We start from the raw sequence: 14,688 nt of genomic DNA, 5'->3' as shown, positions 1-14,688 counted from the left end.
CCGTGCTGAGATCGATCTGAAGCGCGCACGTTTGTCCCAACCAAACTCAACGACATGGGAGCTAGCATGACCGCCCACCACACCAACCCACCCTCACCGGCGACCGGAGCCGCAGCCGGGCGGCGCCATTCCACCGGCGTGGTGATCGGGGCCGCGGTGGCGGGTTTGGCGATCGGCGCACTCGCGGTCTTCGCGGTCACCGGCGTCACCTGGAAAATCCGCGTCGAGCTGCCTGCCCCGCTGTATCCGCCCGCGCCGTCGTCGGCACCACCGGTGAGTAATCCCCGGTCACCGCCGGCAGCGCCGACGTCTACGCCGAGCAGCTACCCTACGCCACCGGCAGCACCACCGGCGCCGCCGTTGCCGCCGTTGCCGCCTGGTCAGTAAACCGCTCGAGCACCCGAGTTTCTTCAGGTCCACTTCAACTACGGCCGTTACCGTCGCGATTACCGAACACACCGACAGAAACCGACGACGTGAGGAGCCGTATGACCTCCGACGAGAACACCGCCGCGAGCGGCCCTGTGCCAACTCCCGCACCCGTCGCGGCCCCGCCGGCGGTGGTCGCCGACCCCGGTCGTGAGCGCCGCCGCTTCTCGCTGGCCGCCCTGATCGGCGCCGGGGTTGCGGGCCTGATCCTGGGCGCAGCCGGCAGCGTGGCTGCGATCGCGTTTGCCTGGCTGATCAGCGTCGGGCCACCGCCACCTCCCCCGGGATCGGGGCCCATGCACATGCCGGGGCAAGCATTCAGCCACGGCCAACCGCCTCCTCCCGGTCCCGGCGGCCCACCCGGACCCGTCGCGGGAGCTTTCCGGCCGATACCTGGGCCGTTGGGCGTGCCGCGTGGTCCGCGTCCGCCGGCACCACCGCAGGCCGGGCCCTTCGGCCCCGGCCAACCGCCGGGCCAGCCACCCGGACCCCCGCCATCCACGCAAACCTCGCCGACACCCCGCCCCTGAGCGGTCGCCGAGCGGCACCCCGACAACAGTGGGTGTAAACGACCGTTTACAATCATAAACGTGCGTTTACCCCAGCCGGATGACCGGACGGCGCGAGCACGAATCCGTGACGAGGCGCTGCGACTGTTCGCCGAGCACGACCCCGCCGCGGTCACGATGCGCGACATCGCGACCGCGGCGGGAGTGTCTGCGGCCTTGGTCATCCGCCACTACGGCTCGAAGGACGGGCTGATCGAGGCAGTCGACAATCATGTCGTCGCGACCTTCGATGTACTGCTGACCGAAATCACCGGCCAGACCCCCGACCAATCGGCGGTGCCCAGCCTGCTCGATGGCCTGGCAACCCACCTGCCGCCCGACTCGCCGATCCCGGCCTACCTGAGCCGGATGCTGCTCGCCGGCGGTGCGGCCGGATCGACGTTGTTCGCCCGCCTTTTTCGGCTCAGCAAGACCGCTCTGGACGCCATGGTGGCCGCCGGCACGGCCAGTCCCGGCGCGGATCCCGAGATACGCGCCGCCTTCTTACTGGTCAACGACCTGGCGCTGCTCACCCTGCGACCACGGCTGATCGAGGTGCTTGGTGTGGACCCGCTCGCCGCTACCGGGATGCAGCGCTGGGCCGGGGAGGTGTTCTCGATCTACCGCGACGGACTACGCAGTACCTGATGGAGGAATGGAGGCGAACAATGGCCCAATTAGCCAGGGCCGGCGCACAGCTGTTGCGCTCCCGCACGCTCATGCGCGCGCCCATCTGGATTTATCGCGCACGCGCCGGTGCCCTGTTCGGATCGCGGATACTGATGCTCGAACACATCGGCCGCAAGTCCGGCGCCCGGCGCAATGTGATGCTCGAGGTGGTCGATCATCCCGACCCGCACACCTACCTCGTGGCCTCCGGCTTCGGCCGGAAAGCCCAGTGGTTCCGCAACATCGAGGCCAACCCGCACGTGCGCGTCTACGCCGGCAGCCGCGCCCCCGCTGCCGCCACCGCGCGCATCCTCGACCGGCCGCACGCCGACCGCGCCCTGGCCGCCTACCGCAGCCGCCATCCGCGGGCCTGACGACACCTCAAGCCGGCACTCGAGCAGACTCTCGGCACCGCCATCACCGACACCGACACTCCGCTGCCGCTGGTCGAGTTGCGCCTCGGCTAAACCCGGTCCGGCCCCAAGGCCGTCATCACCGCGAACAGCACCAGAAACATGGCCGCCGGAATCGCGGTGACACTGAAATCGCGTGCCCGAACATGGGCGCCCAGCGCCAAGACGAAGTACACCGTCAGCATCGCCGTCGTCAATCGCGCCAGCGCGGGAAAGCGGGTGGCCGAGAGCAGTCCGACGGCCGCGGCGGCCTTGGCCGCGGGCAGGACCGGACGAACACCGGCCGGCACACCCAGGTCGTCGAGCAGCTTCTCGATCGGCGCCAGGGGGATCGCGCAGGCCACCGCATCGCCGGCCTGAAACACCGCCAGCGCCGCATAGGTTTTCGGTGAGGTCAAGATGCCCATCAGCTACTCCTAACGCCTGAACTCCGGCGGCGGAGCCAGCGGATTTTCCACCGGTGTGCGCGCTATCGCCTCGGCCTTGGCCACGGCTTGGGCGATAGTCGGGTCGGTCGGGGTGGAGAACCACTCGGCAACTTCGGCGTCGTCGCCGTCGGCGGCATGCTTGGGCAGGTCCTCGACCGCAGAGGGCTCGAACCGGAACACGCCGTCCTCCCCCGGCGTGCCCAACAGCCTGGTGAAGCCCTGCAGCGCCGCGCTGAAATCGCTGGGCACCACCCACACCTTGTTGGCGTCGCCGCGGGCCATCTCCGGCAGCGTCTGCAGATACTGGTAGGCCAGCATCTCGGGGGTCGGCCGGCCGGCTTTGATCGCGGCGAACGTCTTCTCGATGGCCTTGGCCTGTCCCTGTGCCTGCAGGTAGGCCGCGGCTCGCTCACCCTGGGCGCGAAGTATCCGGGACTGCCGGTCAGCCTCGGCGGCCAGGATCGCGGCCTGCTTGGCTCCCTCGGCCGCCAGGATCTGCGCCTGCTTCTGTCCCTCTGCCTGCTTGATCGCCGCTTCCCGGGTGCCCTCGGCGGTCAGGATCATCGCCCGCTTTTCCCGGTCGGCCTTCATCTGCTTTTCCATGGACGCCTGAATGGACGGCGGCGGGTCGATGCTGCGCAGTTCCACCCGCGCCACCCGCAGACCCCAGCGGCCGGTCGCCTCGTCGAGCACCCCGCGCAACTGACCGTTAATCATGTCGCGGGAGGTCAGCGTCTGCTCGAGGGTCATGCCGCCGACGACGTTGCGCAGCGTGGTGGTGGTGAGCTGCTCGACGCCGACAATGTAGTTGCTGATCTCATAGACCGCGGCCTGGGGAACCGTGACCTGGAAGTACACCACGGTGTCGATGTTGAGGGTCAGATTGTCCTCGGTGATGACGGGCTGCGGCGGGAACGACACCACCCGCTCACGCAGGTCCACCCGGGCGCGGACACGGTCGATGAACGGCACCAACAACGTCAACTGGCCGCTGACGGTGCGGCTGTAGCGACCCAACCGCTCGATCACGGCGGCCTCGGCCTGCGGGATCAGCGCAACCGATTTGGCCACCACAATGATGGCGAATATCACCAGGACGGCCAGAAACACCAGGCCGGCAACGGCACCTTCCACCGGGATTCCTTTCTCGAGTTGCTACGCGTCTTTGAAGACGACCGCGGTGGCCCCGTCGATGTGCACCACGGTCACCGAATCACCTGGTTGGAACACGTCACCGTCGTTCAAGGGGCGTGCCGTCCACACCTGGCCGTCGATTTTGACCTGGCCCTCGTCACGGGCCACCCGATCCAGCACCAGCGCACGCTTGCCCTCGAGCGCCTTGATGCCCATCGGCACATTTTTGGCGGGGGTCAGCCGCCGCCGCAGCGCGGGCCGCACCAGCACCAGCAACAGCACCGACACGACGAGAAACACCGCGCCGTCAGCCCACACCGGCCAGTCCAGCAACCAGCTGGTGGCCGATGCTGCCAGGGCACCGCCGCCGAGCATCAGCAAGAACATATCGCCGGTCAACGCCTCCGCGCTGGCCAGCGCCAGTGCTGCGATCAGCCAGATCAGGGCGACGGGCATGCGCACAGAATACGCGTGATCCCCGACAACCGTGCCCAACAACTACACTGCGAGATCATGTGGTGTCCCAGTGCAACGCTTTCGATGTGGGCCAATGCCTGGCTCGCCGGAAAGGCCGCGCCCGACGATCTTCTGGACGCGTTATCTCTCTGGGCGCCAACACAATCGGTCGCGGCATATGACGCGGTCGCGGCCGGGCATACCGGCCTGCCATGGCCGGACGTGGATAGCGCCGGGACGGTGTTGCTGTTGCAGACGCTGCGTGCCACCGCAGGGCGGCCGACGACGCCTGGCGCGCCGGGTCGGCTACGCGGGACGATCAACGTGGTGTTGCCGGTACCGGGCGACGTGCGCGGGCTTTCCGCCGGAACACAATTCGAGCGCGACGCGCTGGCCGCGGGTGAAGCGATCATCGTCACCAATCCCGATGACCCCGGCACATCCATCGGGCTGGTCCCCGAGTTCTCTTACCACGACACCGAGCAGACTGCCGACGACGATGCGGCCGTGCCCGAGGTGTGCGCCCTGTCGTGGATGGTGTACTCGCTGCCCGGTACCCCGGTGGTGGATCCCTGCGAACTGGGCGACGCCGAATACGCCCTGCGGGCCGCGGTGCGCTCGGCTGCCGACGCGTTGGGCGCCATTGGCATGGGACCCAGCGCCGCCGGCGTCGACAACCCGCGCGGCCTGGTGGAGCAACTGCTGGAATCCACACGGCAACACCGCATTCCCGACCACGCCCCCTCGCGCGCACTGCGGGTGCTGGAGAACGCCGCGCATGTCGACGCCATCATCGCGGTCAGCGCCGGCCTCAGCCGATTGCCCGACTCCGCCAGCGACCGCTTCCCCCCGCGGGTGGCGGCCGGTTTCGAACCGATCAGGGCGCAATCGTCGTCGGAAGTGCGGACCGCCGTCGACGCGCTGCGGCCATTGACCGCGGTGGTGCGCTCCGCGCGAATAGCCGCCGTCAGCGCGATCCTGCATTCGGCTTGGTCGGACTGACCTCCACTTCGCGCGCAACGCAATGCGGCGGACGGCAGGGCTCACCGTTGATGCCGGCCAGACAGCCGGGCACCGGATCGGGACCGCCGACTCGCGAGGGCGTACGGCCGCATCGAAGTTCGTCGATCAGCTCCGCAGCCAGCCGGGCAAACCGCCGATCGGCGTTGGGAGTTCCTGCCCGGGCGAATGAAATGCCCAAATCTTGGGCCTGTAAGCGCAATTCGTGGTCGAGATCCCAGACCACCTCGATGTGGTCGGCGACAAAACCGAGTGGACAGACGATCACCGCCGTGGTACCGGTGTTCGCCAGCGCGGTGAGGTGGTCGCCGACGTCGGGTTCCAGCCACGGAACCTGTGGCGGGCCAGAGCGAGACTGCCAGACCAGGTCATAGTCGGTGTAGCCGGCGGCCACCGCGACAAGGTTTGCGGCATAGGCGACTTGGCGACTGTAGATGCGGGGACCACAGCGCTGGTCTGCGGCCATCGGGATGGAATGCGCGGTGAACACCAGCCTTGCGTGAGCGGGAACAGTCTGGGCGGCCGCCGCAATTGCGTCGGCGAACATCTCGACGAACAGCGGATGGTCGAAGTAGGGCCGCAGCTTGACCAGCTCGGGCGCATCCGGGCCGGCCGCCCGGCGGGCCCGGGCAACGTCCTCGGCATACTGCGCGCAGCTGGAATAGCCGCTCCACGCCGATGTCGCGAACACGGCGGCGCGGCGAATCCCGTTGTCGCGCATGGCTGTCACGGTGTCTTCGACGTAGGGTTCCCAGTTGCGGTTGCCGAAGTAGACCGGCAGGTCCTGTTCGGCTCGCAGTTGGTCCATCAGCGCCCGGTTGATGCCGTTGATCGGTGATACCCCACCGAAATGCAGGTAGTGCTCGGCCACCGCATCGAGGCGCTCGGGCGGCACACCGCGGCCTCGGGTGACGTTCTCCAGGAACGGCCGCACCTGCTCGGGCCCCTCCGGCCCACCGAAGGACAGCAGCAGGACGGCGTCAAATTCCATGTGGGCTAGAGCAACTGGGTGTGTGCGCCGCCGTCGGCGAAGATGATGTCCCCCGTGGTCGCCGGCAGCCACTCCGACAGCAGTGCGCAGACGGTCTTGGCGACGGGCGTCGGGTCCTTCATGTTCCAGCCGATGGGCGCGCGCTGGTCCCAGCCCTCCTCGAGCAGCTGGATCTGGGCGCCGGCCTCCTCGCCCAGCGCACCTCCGACAATTGCCGCCATCGCCAGAGTCCGGATCGGCCCGGCGGCAACCAGGTTCGAGCGCACACCGTACTTGCCGGCCTCGCGGGCCACGAACCGGTTGACCGACTCCAGCGCGCTCTTGGCGACCGTCATCCAGTTGTAGGCCGGCATCGCACGGCTGGGGTCGAAGTCCATGCCGACGATGGAGCCACCGCGATTCATGATGGGCAGCAACGCCTTTGCCATCGAGGCGTAGGAGTATGCGGAGATGTGGATACCCTTGGACACGTCCTCGTAGGGCGCGTCGAAGAACGGGTTGATGCCCATCCCGGTTTGCGGCATGAACCCGATCGAGTGGACCACGCCGTCGAGTTTGTTGCCGGCACCGATCGCCTCGACAACCCGGTCTGCGAGAGTGGCCAGGTGCTCGTCGTTTTGCACATCGAGTTCCAGCAGCGGCGCCTTCTGCGGCAACCGGTCGGTGATCCGCTGGATCAGCCGCAACCGGTCGAACCCGGTCAGCACCAGCTGCGCGCCCTGCTCCTGGGCCACCCGGGCGATATGAAACGCGATCGAGGAGTCGGTGATGATCCCGGACACCAGGATCCGTTTGCCCTCCAGCAGTCCTGCCATTGTTTCGTCCCCTCTTGCTCTTAGTGGCCCATGCCCATGCCGCCGTCTACCGGGATGACCGCACCGGAGATGTAACTCGCGTCCTCCGATGCCAGGAAGCTGACCACCCCGGCGACCTCGGCCGCCGTTCCGACCCGCTTCGCCGGGATGAATTGCAGTGCCCCCTCCTGGATCCGCTCATCCAGTGCCCGGGTCATATCGGTGTCGATGTACCCCGGGGCGACCACGTTCGCGGTCACGTTGACCTTGGACAGCTCTCGGGCGATCGAGCGCGCCATGCCGATCACACCGGCCTTGGAGGCCGCGTAATTGGCCTGGTTGCCGATGCCCCAACTGCCGGAGACCGACCCGATATAGATCAGCCGACCGAACTTCTTTCGCTGCATGCTGCGCGCCGCCCGCTGCGTCACCCGGAATGCTCCGGTGAGGTTGGCGTCGATGACCTTCTCGAACCGCTCCTCGGTCATTCGAATCAGGAACGCGTCCGCAGAGACACCGGCGTTGGACACCAGCACCTCAACCGGACCCTGGTGCTCCTCGACCTCTGTGAAGGCGCGATCGACGGCGTCGCTGTCGGTGACGTCGCACTCGACGGCGAAGAGCCCCACGGGCACCCCGGATCCGCGGTGCGTGACCGCCACCTTGTGGCCGTCGGCGGCCAGCCGCTGCGCGATCGCCAGCCCGATTCCCCGGTTTCCTCCGGTGACCAGAACTGAACGGGATACGAATGGGGGTTTGCCGCCGTCGGTGGCGGCCTCGCTTGCGGTGTCGGTGGCTGCGTCAGTCACCCCGTCAACCTAGCGCCTTGTCGAGGCAACACCGAAATCGGCTCGTCGCATCTCGCGAACGTAACGCCACGGCGAGAAACGGGGCCAGATCTCGCCGTGACGTCACGTTCGGCGGCCGGTGTCGGGTGTGATCGAGCATACTTTCGCCGTGGCCGACGCGTTCCTGGGAAGTGAAGCCCTCGCCGCGCACCAGTTGCCCTCTATGAGCTGCGCAGCCGGCATATCGCGCTGCATCATGACGTCTGCATACCGAGCGACACCGAGCTGACGGCAGTGCTACGGGCAAAGGCGCTGTGGCTGCGCTCCCGCCGCCGGGGCATCCTGGCCGGCTTCTTGGCCGCGGTCCCGCATCGCGCCAAGTGGATCGATCCGGCCCGGCCGGCCGCGATCATCGACACCAACCGCCGCCCCGCCAACGGCATGCAGGTCTGGGAAGAACTCATCGGTGACGATGAAATCGACGTCGTCGACGGCATGCGCGTCACGACGCCGACGAACACCGGTCCAACCGCCGTCAATATGCGAAGGACATCCGGCACCGCGCCAAGCTGGAGCAGTGCTACCGGTGGAAAGTGATCCAAGTGGCAGCTGAAGACCACCCCGAGGATGTCGTCCACCGGATGCGCGAGCACGAGCGCGCCGACTGTAACGCCACGGCGAAATCCGGCGCGATTTTCGCCCTGGCGTTACGTTCGGCGCGAGGTTAGGTCGGCAGCCGACGATTGATCAACAGCGCGGCCAGGCCGGCCAGCGCCAGCACCAGCGCACCCAGCCGCAGCCATCCTGTGCTGGCGTCACCTTTGATGGTTTCGTAGCCGATCTGCTGCTGCAGCGACGCGTAGACGGCGTTCAGTTCGGACAGGGTCGCCGCGTTGTAGGCGTTTCCGCCGGAGAGTTGGGCGACCTTCTTCATCGTCTCGTCGTCGACGGGCACCGGTTGACGCTGGCCGTTGATCTCGACGAAGCCATATGGGGTGCCGAAGGAGATGGTCGAGATCGGCACGCCCTGGTCTTTGGCGGTGCGCGCGGCGGTATAGGCGCCCTTGGGGTTGTCCGGATTGGTCGGCATCGTCTCCTTGCCGTCGGAGAACAGCACGATGCGCGCCGGAGGAGGCGTGTCACCCCCACCGATCACCGCACCCACCGTGGCGATGGCCTGCAAAGCGGTGAAGATGGCCTCCCCGGTCGCGGTGCGGTCGGCGAACTGCAGCTTATCCAGCGCGTTCTTGGTCGCATCCCGGTTGGTCGTCGGTGACACCAGCACCGTCGCGGTGCCCGCGTACGCGATCAGTCCGAGGTTGATGCCGGGGGTCAGCTCGTCGGCGAACTGCTTGGCGGCCTCCTGCGCAGCCCCCATGCGATTGGGCTCGACGTCGGTCGCGCGCATCGACTGCGACACGTCGATCACCAGCATCACGACCGCCCGGTTGCGCGGAATCCGGACATCATGCGTCGGTCCGGCCATCGCGGTCGTCAGCAGCACCAGCGACAACGCCAGCAGGATCGCCGGGACATGCCGCCAGCGGGAGGGCCGCTTGGGGGCCACGCTTTCCAGCAACTCCATGTTGGCGAACCGCAGCATCCGCTTCTGGCGCGCCAGCTGCAGCACGATGTACAGCGCCACCAGACCGACGATGACGAAGAGGAACAGGAAGAACCACGAGTGTTCGAAGCCGGACAGCGTCATCGGCCCGAGCAACGGCAGCGTCATATCAGACCCGTCATAAAAGATGCGAGCAGGTGTGTCACTGAGCCCCCGCCATGGCACCACGTCGACGGGAGGCGACGAAGCGGACGATGTCGGCCAGCCAGTCGCGGTCGGTGCGAAGCGTCAGCACCGGTGCGCCGCAACCGCGGAGGGTCCGGGCCACGTCGGCGCGGTGCGCCGCCGCCGCCCTGGCGAAATCGTTCTGCAGCTGTGTGTCGATGGTGAATTCGCGGGTGACGCCGCTTTCGGCGTCCTGCAAGATCACATCGCCGATATCGGGCAGCTCGACGTCGCGCGGATCCAGGACTTCGATGGCCAGCACCTCGTGGCGGGCCGCGATCGCCCGCAGCGGCCGCATCCAGTTGATCGGCCCCAGGAAGTCGCTGATGACCACCGCCATCCCCCGACGGCGTTCCGGGCGGCGAAGCGCATCGATGGCCACCGCCAGGTCGCCGCGTACCCCGGCTGGAGCCTTGGGCATGGTGGCGATGGTGCGCAACATGGTGTGCTGATGCTGGCGGCCGGTACGGGCCGGCACCCGAGTCATCGTGGCGCCGTTAGCGACCAGTGCGCCGATCCGGTTGCCGCCGCCGCTGTTGAGGAAGGTGATGGCGGCCGCCGCCGCCACCGCGAGGTCACGTTTCTCGCAGACGGCGGTACCGAAGTCCAGGCTGGCCGACAGGTCCACCACCAGCCAGGTTTCCAGTTCCCGGTCGGCGATCATCTGCCGCACGTGGGGGTGAGTGGTTCGGGCGGTGACCGCCCAGTCTATCCGGCGCACGTCGTCGCCGGGCTGGTAGAGACGCGACTCGCCCGGCTCCGTGCCCGGCCCCGGGATCAAGCCGAGGTGATCGCCGTGCAGGACACCGTCGAGTTTGTGCTTGACGGTCAGCTCCAGGGTCCGCAGCGCCGCCGACAGCTTGGGGTCGTCGATGTCACCGCGCAGCAACGACGGCGGAGGGACGACCGCCGGCGCCTTGCTTTCGGTCACCGGCCGCTAGCCGCAGCCGCCGCCTGCATGACCGGCGGCACCGAATGGCCTTGTTGCGGAACGGCGTTCACTTGCGGCAGGGCGACCGTCTGCAGCACCCGGTTGATGATGATCTCCGGGGTGATCTCATCGGCCAGCGCGTCGTAGGTGAGCACGAGCCGGTGGCGCAGCACGTCGGGGATGACTTCGATGACATCCTGCGGGATCACGTAATCACGCCCGCGCACCAGTGCCAGCGACCGAGCGGCGGCGATGATGCCCAGCGAAGCTCGCGGAGACGCGCCGAAGGCGATCCAGCTCTTGACGTCGTTCATCCCGAGCTGTTCGGGTGTCCGGGTGGCGAAGACGACACGCACCACGTAGTCGACGAGCGCGTGGTGCACGAAGTTGTTGGCCGCGATTCCCTGTAGCCGCACCAGGTCGCCGGTGTTGAGGATCTGCTTTGGCTGCGGCGGGGTGACGCCCATCCGGTAGATGATCTCGCGCTCTTCCTCAGCCGAGGGGTAGCCGACGTTGATCTTGAACAGGAAGCGGTCGCGCTGCGCCTCGGGCAACGGGTAGACGCCCTCGTGTTCGATCGGGTTCTGCGTCGCCATCACCAGGAACGGGTTGGGCAGCGGGAAGGTCTTACCGCCGATGGAGACGTGACGTTCCTGCATCACCTCCAGCAGCGCCGATTGCACCTTGGCAGGGGCACGGTTGATCTCGTCGGCGAGCAGGAAATTGACCACCACCGGCCCGAGCTCGGTGTCGAATTCCTCCTTGCCCTGCCGGTAGATGCGGGTACCGATGATGTCGGTGGGCACCAGGTCGGGGGTGAACTGGATCCGGGCGAATGTCCCGCCGACGACTCGCGCGAAGGTTTCCACAGCCAGCGTCTTGGCAACCCCCGGCACGCCCTCGAGCAGGACGTGGCCCTTGGAGAGCAGACCGACCAGCATCCGCTCCACCAGCTGGTCCTGGCCCACGATGATCCGCTTGACCTCGAAGATGGCCCGCTCGAGCGTGTGTACCTCGGCGGCCAGCCCGTCAGAACCACCAGGACCACCCGCGGACACCTCATGGGCCGGCGCGCCGGATTGCCCGCCCGGACCCGGGTAACCGCCACCTGCTGCTGTCATCGACAACCCTCCACCGCTCGATCAGACACGACTGCTGACACGACCAACGCCGCGGGGCAGCGACGTGCCCGCGTTCAACTATTCCAGGCGCCGTGGATTCCGTCGACGCCGCGGTTCCTGCCCGGCCACCCTAGACCGTCCGGGCGGGACGCAACCGTCCGGGGGAAGTGGACGAGGTGCTCCGGACAGTCGCCGGAGTCGCACCGGGCTCAGTACTCGATGATCCTGGTCACGAACGGTGTCATGCCGGCCTTACGCACCGGGCTCACCGTGACTTTGCCGGCGAGGCTCGACGCCTCGAGCATCTGACCGTTGCCCAGGTACATGGTGACATGCTGGCTACCGCCCGGGCCGTAGAAAATCAGGTCGCCGCGTCTGGCCTCGCCGGGCGGGATGTGGCGGCCCGCGTTGTACTGGTCACCGGAAAACCGCGGGATCAGCACGCCCACGCCCGCGAAGGCGTAGCGCATCAACCCCGAGCAGTCGAAGCCGACGGTCCCGGCGCCGGAGTCCACGCCCTTACTCGGACCCTCCAAAGTGCCGCCGCCCCAGGAATAGGGGATCCCCATCTGTGATCCGGCCCGGCGGATCACGTACTCGATGGCCTGCCGGCCGTTGGCACGCGGAATCCGGCTGGGGCTGGTGTTGGCGGCACCGGGGGCAGGACTGCCGCCGAGGTTGATGCCCAGCCCGCCCAGAAACTGTCGCCCCAAGTCGAGGGTGGTCTGGGTGGCCTGGGCGGTGGCCTGGAGCGACGCGTTAGCGACGGCGAGCGCATCTCCGGGTGCGCCCGCGCTGGCGGCTGCCGGCAAAGTCGGATCCCACTGACCGGGATCGGCGTCGGCCGGCGCCGCTACAGCGACCAAGAGCCCAGTCACCATCGCGGTGATCCAGGCTAGGTTGATCAGACGAAATCGCTTGTGCCGCATAAATCCCCGTTCACCACTCGATGTAGCGCACCACAAAGGGCGTCATGCCGCTGGTGCGCACGGGCGCTACGCGGACCTTCAGGCCGATGTCGGGCGCCTCGAGCATCTGACCGTCACCCAGATAGATCGTCACGTGCTGACTGCCGCCGGGGCCGTAGAAGATGACGTCGCCGCGACGCATCTGGGAAGTCGGGATCTTGCGGCCCAGGTTGTATTGCGAACCCGAGTAGTGCGGCAGCTTGATGCCAACACCGGCAAACGAATACAAGACCAGTCCGGAACAGTCGAAGCCGGTAATGCCGGCCCCGGAGTCGATGCCTTTACTCGGCCCCGCCGCGTTTCCACCGCCCCAGGAATACGGCACCCCGATCTGCGACATGCCCCGACGGATCACGTACTCGCTGGCCTGCCGTCCGTAGACCCGCGGAATCCGGCCGGCATGCGTCGAACCCGCCGGCGCGTTGGTGATCCCGGTATCGGTGGGCTTGAGGATGCCCAACTGCTGCAGGAAGTTTCGTCCCATCTGGGCGGTGACCTGTGCCGAGGTCGCCGAGTAGCCCAACACCTGGTTGACCACCGCGATCGGGTCGCCGGGGATGTTGGCGCTGGGAATCTGCGGCAACGAGGGATCCCACCCGTCCCAGCGGCGGCCGCCGCCGGGTCCTGCGCCCGGGTCCCACATCTCACCGGGCGTGCCCTGCCCGCCGGCCGAGGACCAGGCGACCAGCCTGGCCGCCTGCAGCCTGGCCTGCGCCTCGTCTCGCTCTGCGGCCAGGCGATTGACCTCCTCGCGCTGTTCGTCGAACTTGCGCTGGGTGTCGGTAAGGGCGGCCACCGCCGCGTCCTGGCTGGCCTTGGCGTCGGCAGCGGCCTTGTCGGCCTTCTGCTTGGCCAGCCGCGCCGCCGATTCCTTGTTCACATGTTCGGTTCGGGCCCGCTGCAAGTTGGCCATCACCGTCTGGGCGCTGGCGGTCATCGCCCTCGTCGCGGTCGCCGCGGCAATGATGTCGTCGGGGCTCTTGGCTGTCAGGTAGCTGTCGGACGGGCCATTCATATAGGTGGCCGCGGCGAAGATGTCGAATCGGTGTTGGGTTGCGGAGATCGCCGCGTTGGCGTCCTTGACGGCCTGCTGGCTGATCTCGAGCTCATGTTCGGCAGCGGTGGCCTCGTCACGAGCGGTCTCCACGGCGACCATCGCTTTGTTGACGCTCTCCTGCTCCATCTCCACGGCGGCGCTGAGGTCCTCCAGCCGCTGATTGGCCTTGGCGACCTCCGCGATCAGCGCGGCGATGGGGTCAGTGCCGGGAGCGGCGGGCGCCAGTCCAGGAGTCGATACCAGCAAGAGCACACTCAAGACCGACGGAATGGCCGGCCGCACCAACCGTGCTGCCGATCGTGAAGCAGAGCCAACTCGGGTCCGTCTCATCGACTCTGGTCTCCTATGGCTCAAACCGGACGGACGGCAGTCAGCGCCGAAAGCGCTAATGGCATCACAATCATCATTCGCACCGTACGTCACACCTGACGCTAAAGAAACGTATGTCACAAAGTGCACCCTGGACGTGCAATTAATGTGACCGAATGGTGATGTGAAGCGTTTGCCACCGGCCAGCCACATGGCTGGCGCACGATGCTCGGCCGAGGCTCACATGCTGGCTAGATGCCCTGGCCGGCTTGATCCGAAGTCGTGTCGGCACTGCTGCCCGAGGTTGCTGACCGCCGAGCGCGCAGCTGCATGAACCGGGTGCCGACGGCCGCGGCAAGCACCGCAATCAGCAAAAAAATGGTCAACCCGGCCCAGGGAAACTCCGGTGTGTCCAGCTCGTGCAAGAAACTCTGCGCGGACTGCACCGGGTTGCCGGTCTTGGAAAGGTCCTCCCCCGCCTCCAGGGTGACCCGCGGGTACTGCGTGCTGTAGCTGCCGACGTAGCTGGGACTGAGTACCAACACCGTCGCGTCCTTGTAATCGGCGCCCACGACGGTCGCGATATCCCGCAACGGAGTGTCATTGGGCGGGTTGTGGTCCAGCAGGACGATCTTGAGGTTGATGCCCTCGTCGTGCGCGTGGTTGACCACCTCGAGCAATCCCGGCACGGCCGCCGGTGGCGCGCTGACGCCGACCGCCGCGACTTCTGCCTTGACCGCCGTCATGTCGACGTCCTGTGGAATGTAGGCCGGCAGGAACGGGATCGTCTGGGGTAACGGCAGCTGGCCTGCGGTCTCGTGCCCGGTCATGTCTAGCTCCTCT

Annotated in this window: 17 protein-coding genes and 2 pseudogenes; 7 read left to right on the top strand and 12 right to left on the bottom strand. The window is 67.3% G+C overall.

Annotation, left to right across the window (positions count from 1 at the left end; genetic code table 11):
* The first annotated feature begins 54 nt into the window (after positions 1-54).
* From EET10_RS12440 to EET10_RS12425, 4 genes and pseudogenes are all read left to right on the top strand, one after another.
* Positions 55-387 carry a hypothetical protein gene (locus tag EET10_RS12440; RefSeq protein ID WP_136622934.1) on the top strand — a complete coding sequence of 111 codons (333 nt, stop codon included), beginning with the start codon at positions 55-57 and terminating at the stop codon, positions 385-387.
* Positions 388-488: 101 nt separating this feature from the next.
* Entirely contained in the window at positions 489-959 is a 471-nt protein-coding gene (locus tag EET10_RS12435) for a hypothetical protein (protein WP_081260548.1), read from the top strand.
* A 54-nt stretch (positions 960-1,013) separates the two neighbouring features.
* Complete coding sequence (locus tag EET10_RS12430) at positions 1,014-1,625, top strand: TetR/AcrR family transcriptional regulator (RefSeq protein WP_063467219.1); 612 nt, start codon at positions 1,014-1,016, stop codon at positions 1,623-1,625.
* 20 nt (positions 1,626-1,645) lie between these two features.
* Positions 1,646-2,113: pseudogene (locus EET10_RS12425) on the top strand (nitroreductase family deazaflavin-dependent oxidoreductase).
* Here the strand turns inward: EET10_RS12425 and EET10_RS12420 are convergent.
* Genes EET10_RS12420 through EET10_RS12410 form a run of 3 tightly spaced genes read right to left on the bottom strand, consistent with a single transcriptional unit; the run spans position 2,110 to position 4,077 of the window.
* Complete coding sequence (locus EET10_RS12420; RefSeq protein ID WP_036401000.1) at positions 2,110-2,466, bottom strand: DoxX family protein; 357 nt, start codon at positions 2,464-2,466, stop codon at positions 2,110-2,112. The pseudogene EET10_RS12425 and the gene EET10_RS12420 sit on opposite strands and share 4 nt — an antisense overlap.
* Positions 2,467-2,475: 9 nt before the next feature.
* On the bottom strand, positions 2,476-3,621 hold the full coding sequence (locus tag EET10_RS12415; RefSeq protein ID WP_036401002.1) for an SPFH domain-containing protein: 1,146 nt from the start codon (positions 3,619-3,621) through the stop codon (positions 2,476-2,478).
* 21 nt (positions 3,622-3,642) lie between these two features.
* On the bottom strand, positions 3,643-4,077 hold the full coding sequence (locus EET10_RS12410) for an NfeD family protein (protein ID WP_036401005.1): 435 nt from the start codon (positions 4,075-4,077) through the stop codon (positions 3,643-3,645).
* 57 nt (positions 4,078-4,134) lie between these two features.
* On the opposite strand from EET10_RS12410, the gene EET10_RS12405 reads away from it, so the two are divergent.
* Positions 4,135-5,079, top strand: coding sequence for a hypothetical protein (locus EET10_RS12405; RefSeq protein WP_036401442.1), 945 nt, complete (start codon positions 4,135-4,137; stop codon positions 5,077-5,079).
* Here EET10_RS12405 and EET10_RS12400 read toward each other — a convergent pair.
* The 3 genes from EET10_RS12400 to fabG1 are packed head-to-tail and all read right to left on the bottom strand — an operon-like array spanning position 5,045 to position 7,691.
* The gene (locus EET10_RS12400; RefSeq protein ID WP_036401007.1) at positions 5,045-6,088 is read right to left on the bottom strand and encodes a ferrochelatase; all 1,044 of its coding nucleotides are present in this window, start codon (positions 6,086-6,088) and stop codon (positions 5,045-5,047) included. The genes EET10_RS12405 and EET10_RS12400 overlap by 35 nt on opposite strands.
* A gap of 5 nt (positions 6,089-6,093) precedes the next feature.
* Positions 6,094-6,903: an NADH-dependent enoyl-ACP reductase InhA gene (gene inhA, locus EET10_RS12395; RefSeq protein ID WP_036401009.1), complete on the bottom strand. Its 810-nt coding sequence runs from the start codon at positions 6,901-6,903 to the stop codon at positions 6,094-6,096.
* Between the two features lie 20 nt (positions 6,904-6,923).
* Complete coding sequence (gene fabG1, locus EET10_RS12390) at positions 6,924-7,691, bottom strand: 3-oxoacyl-ACP reductase FabG1 (RefSeq protein WP_063467221.1); 768 nt, start codon at positions 7,689-7,691, stop codon at positions 6,924-6,926.
* A gap of 148 nt (positions 7,692-7,839) precedes the next feature.
* Here fabG1 and EET10_RS12385 point away from each other — a divergent pair.
* Positions 7,840-8,192 (top strand): annotated as a pseudogene (locus EET10_RS12385) (hypothetical protein); the annotation flags it as partial.
* An 80-nt stretch (positions 8,193-8,272) separates the two neighbouring features.
* Positions 8,273-8,398 carry a hypothetical protein gene (locus tag EET10_RS31625; RefSeq protein WP_276862822.1) on the top strand — a complete coding sequence of 42 codons (126 nt, stop codon included), beginning with the start codon at positions 8,273-8,275 and terminating at the stop codon, positions 8,396-8,398.
* On the opposite strand, the gene EET10_RS12380 is transcribed toward EET10_RS31625, so the two are convergent.
* The 6 genes from EET10_RS12380 to EET10_RS12355 form a co-directional block, all read right to left on the bottom strand.
* Entirely contained in the window at positions 8,395-9,402 is a 1,008-nt protein-coding gene (locus tag EET10_RS12380; protein WP_036401011.1) for a VWA domain-containing protein, read from the bottom strand. The two genes, EET10_RS31625 and EET10_RS12380, sit on opposite strands and share 4 nt — an antisense overlap.
* A gap of 34 nt (positions 9,403-9,436) precedes the next feature.
* Positions 9,437-10,390: a DUF58 domain-containing protein gene (locus EET10_RS12375; protein ID WP_036401015.1), complete on the bottom strand. Its 954-nt coding sequence runs from the start codon at positions 10,388-10,390 to the stop codon at positions 9,437-9,439.
* A complete protein-coding gene (gene moxR1, locus EET10_RS12370; RefSeq protein WP_036401018.1) occupies positions 10,387-11,511 on the bottom strand; it encodes a chaperone MoxR1 in 1,125 nt (374 codons plus the stop codon). The genes EET10_RS12375 and moxR1 overlap by 4 nt, the downstream gene beginning before the upstream one ends.
* Before the next feature lie 209 nt (positions 11,512-11,720).
* Positions 11,721-12,440: an NlpC/P60 family peptidoglycan endopeptidase RipB gene (gene ripB / locus EET10_RS12365; protein ID WP_122502187.1), complete on the bottom strand. Its 720-nt coding sequence runs from the start codon at positions 12,438-12,440 to the stop codon at positions 11,721-11,723.
* 10 nt (positions 12,441-12,450) lie between these two features.
* Positions 12,451-13,866: an NlpC/P60 family peptidoglycan endopeptidase RipA gene (ripA, locus tag EET10_RS12360; protein ID WP_122502186.1), complete on the bottom strand. Its 1,416-nt coding sequence runs from the start codon at positions 13,864-13,866 to the stop codon at positions 12,451-12,453.
* A 230-nt stretch (positions 13,867-14,096) separates the two neighbouring features.
* Positions 14,097-14,675, bottom strand: coding sequence for an Rv1476 family membrane protein (locus tag EET10_RS12355; protein WP_036401023.1), 579 nt, complete (start codon positions 14,673-14,675; stop codon positions 14,097-14,099).
* Between the last annotated feature and the right edge of the window lie 13 nt (positions 14,676-14,688).

The organism is Mycobacterium pseudokansasii (genome assembly GCF_900566075.1).
Classification (GTDB): Bacteria; Actinomycetota; Actinomycetes; order Mycobacteriales; family Mycobacteriaceae; genus Mycobacterium; species Mycobacterium pseudokansasii.
This window is presented reverse-complemented; position numbering and strand designations above follow the sequence as displayed.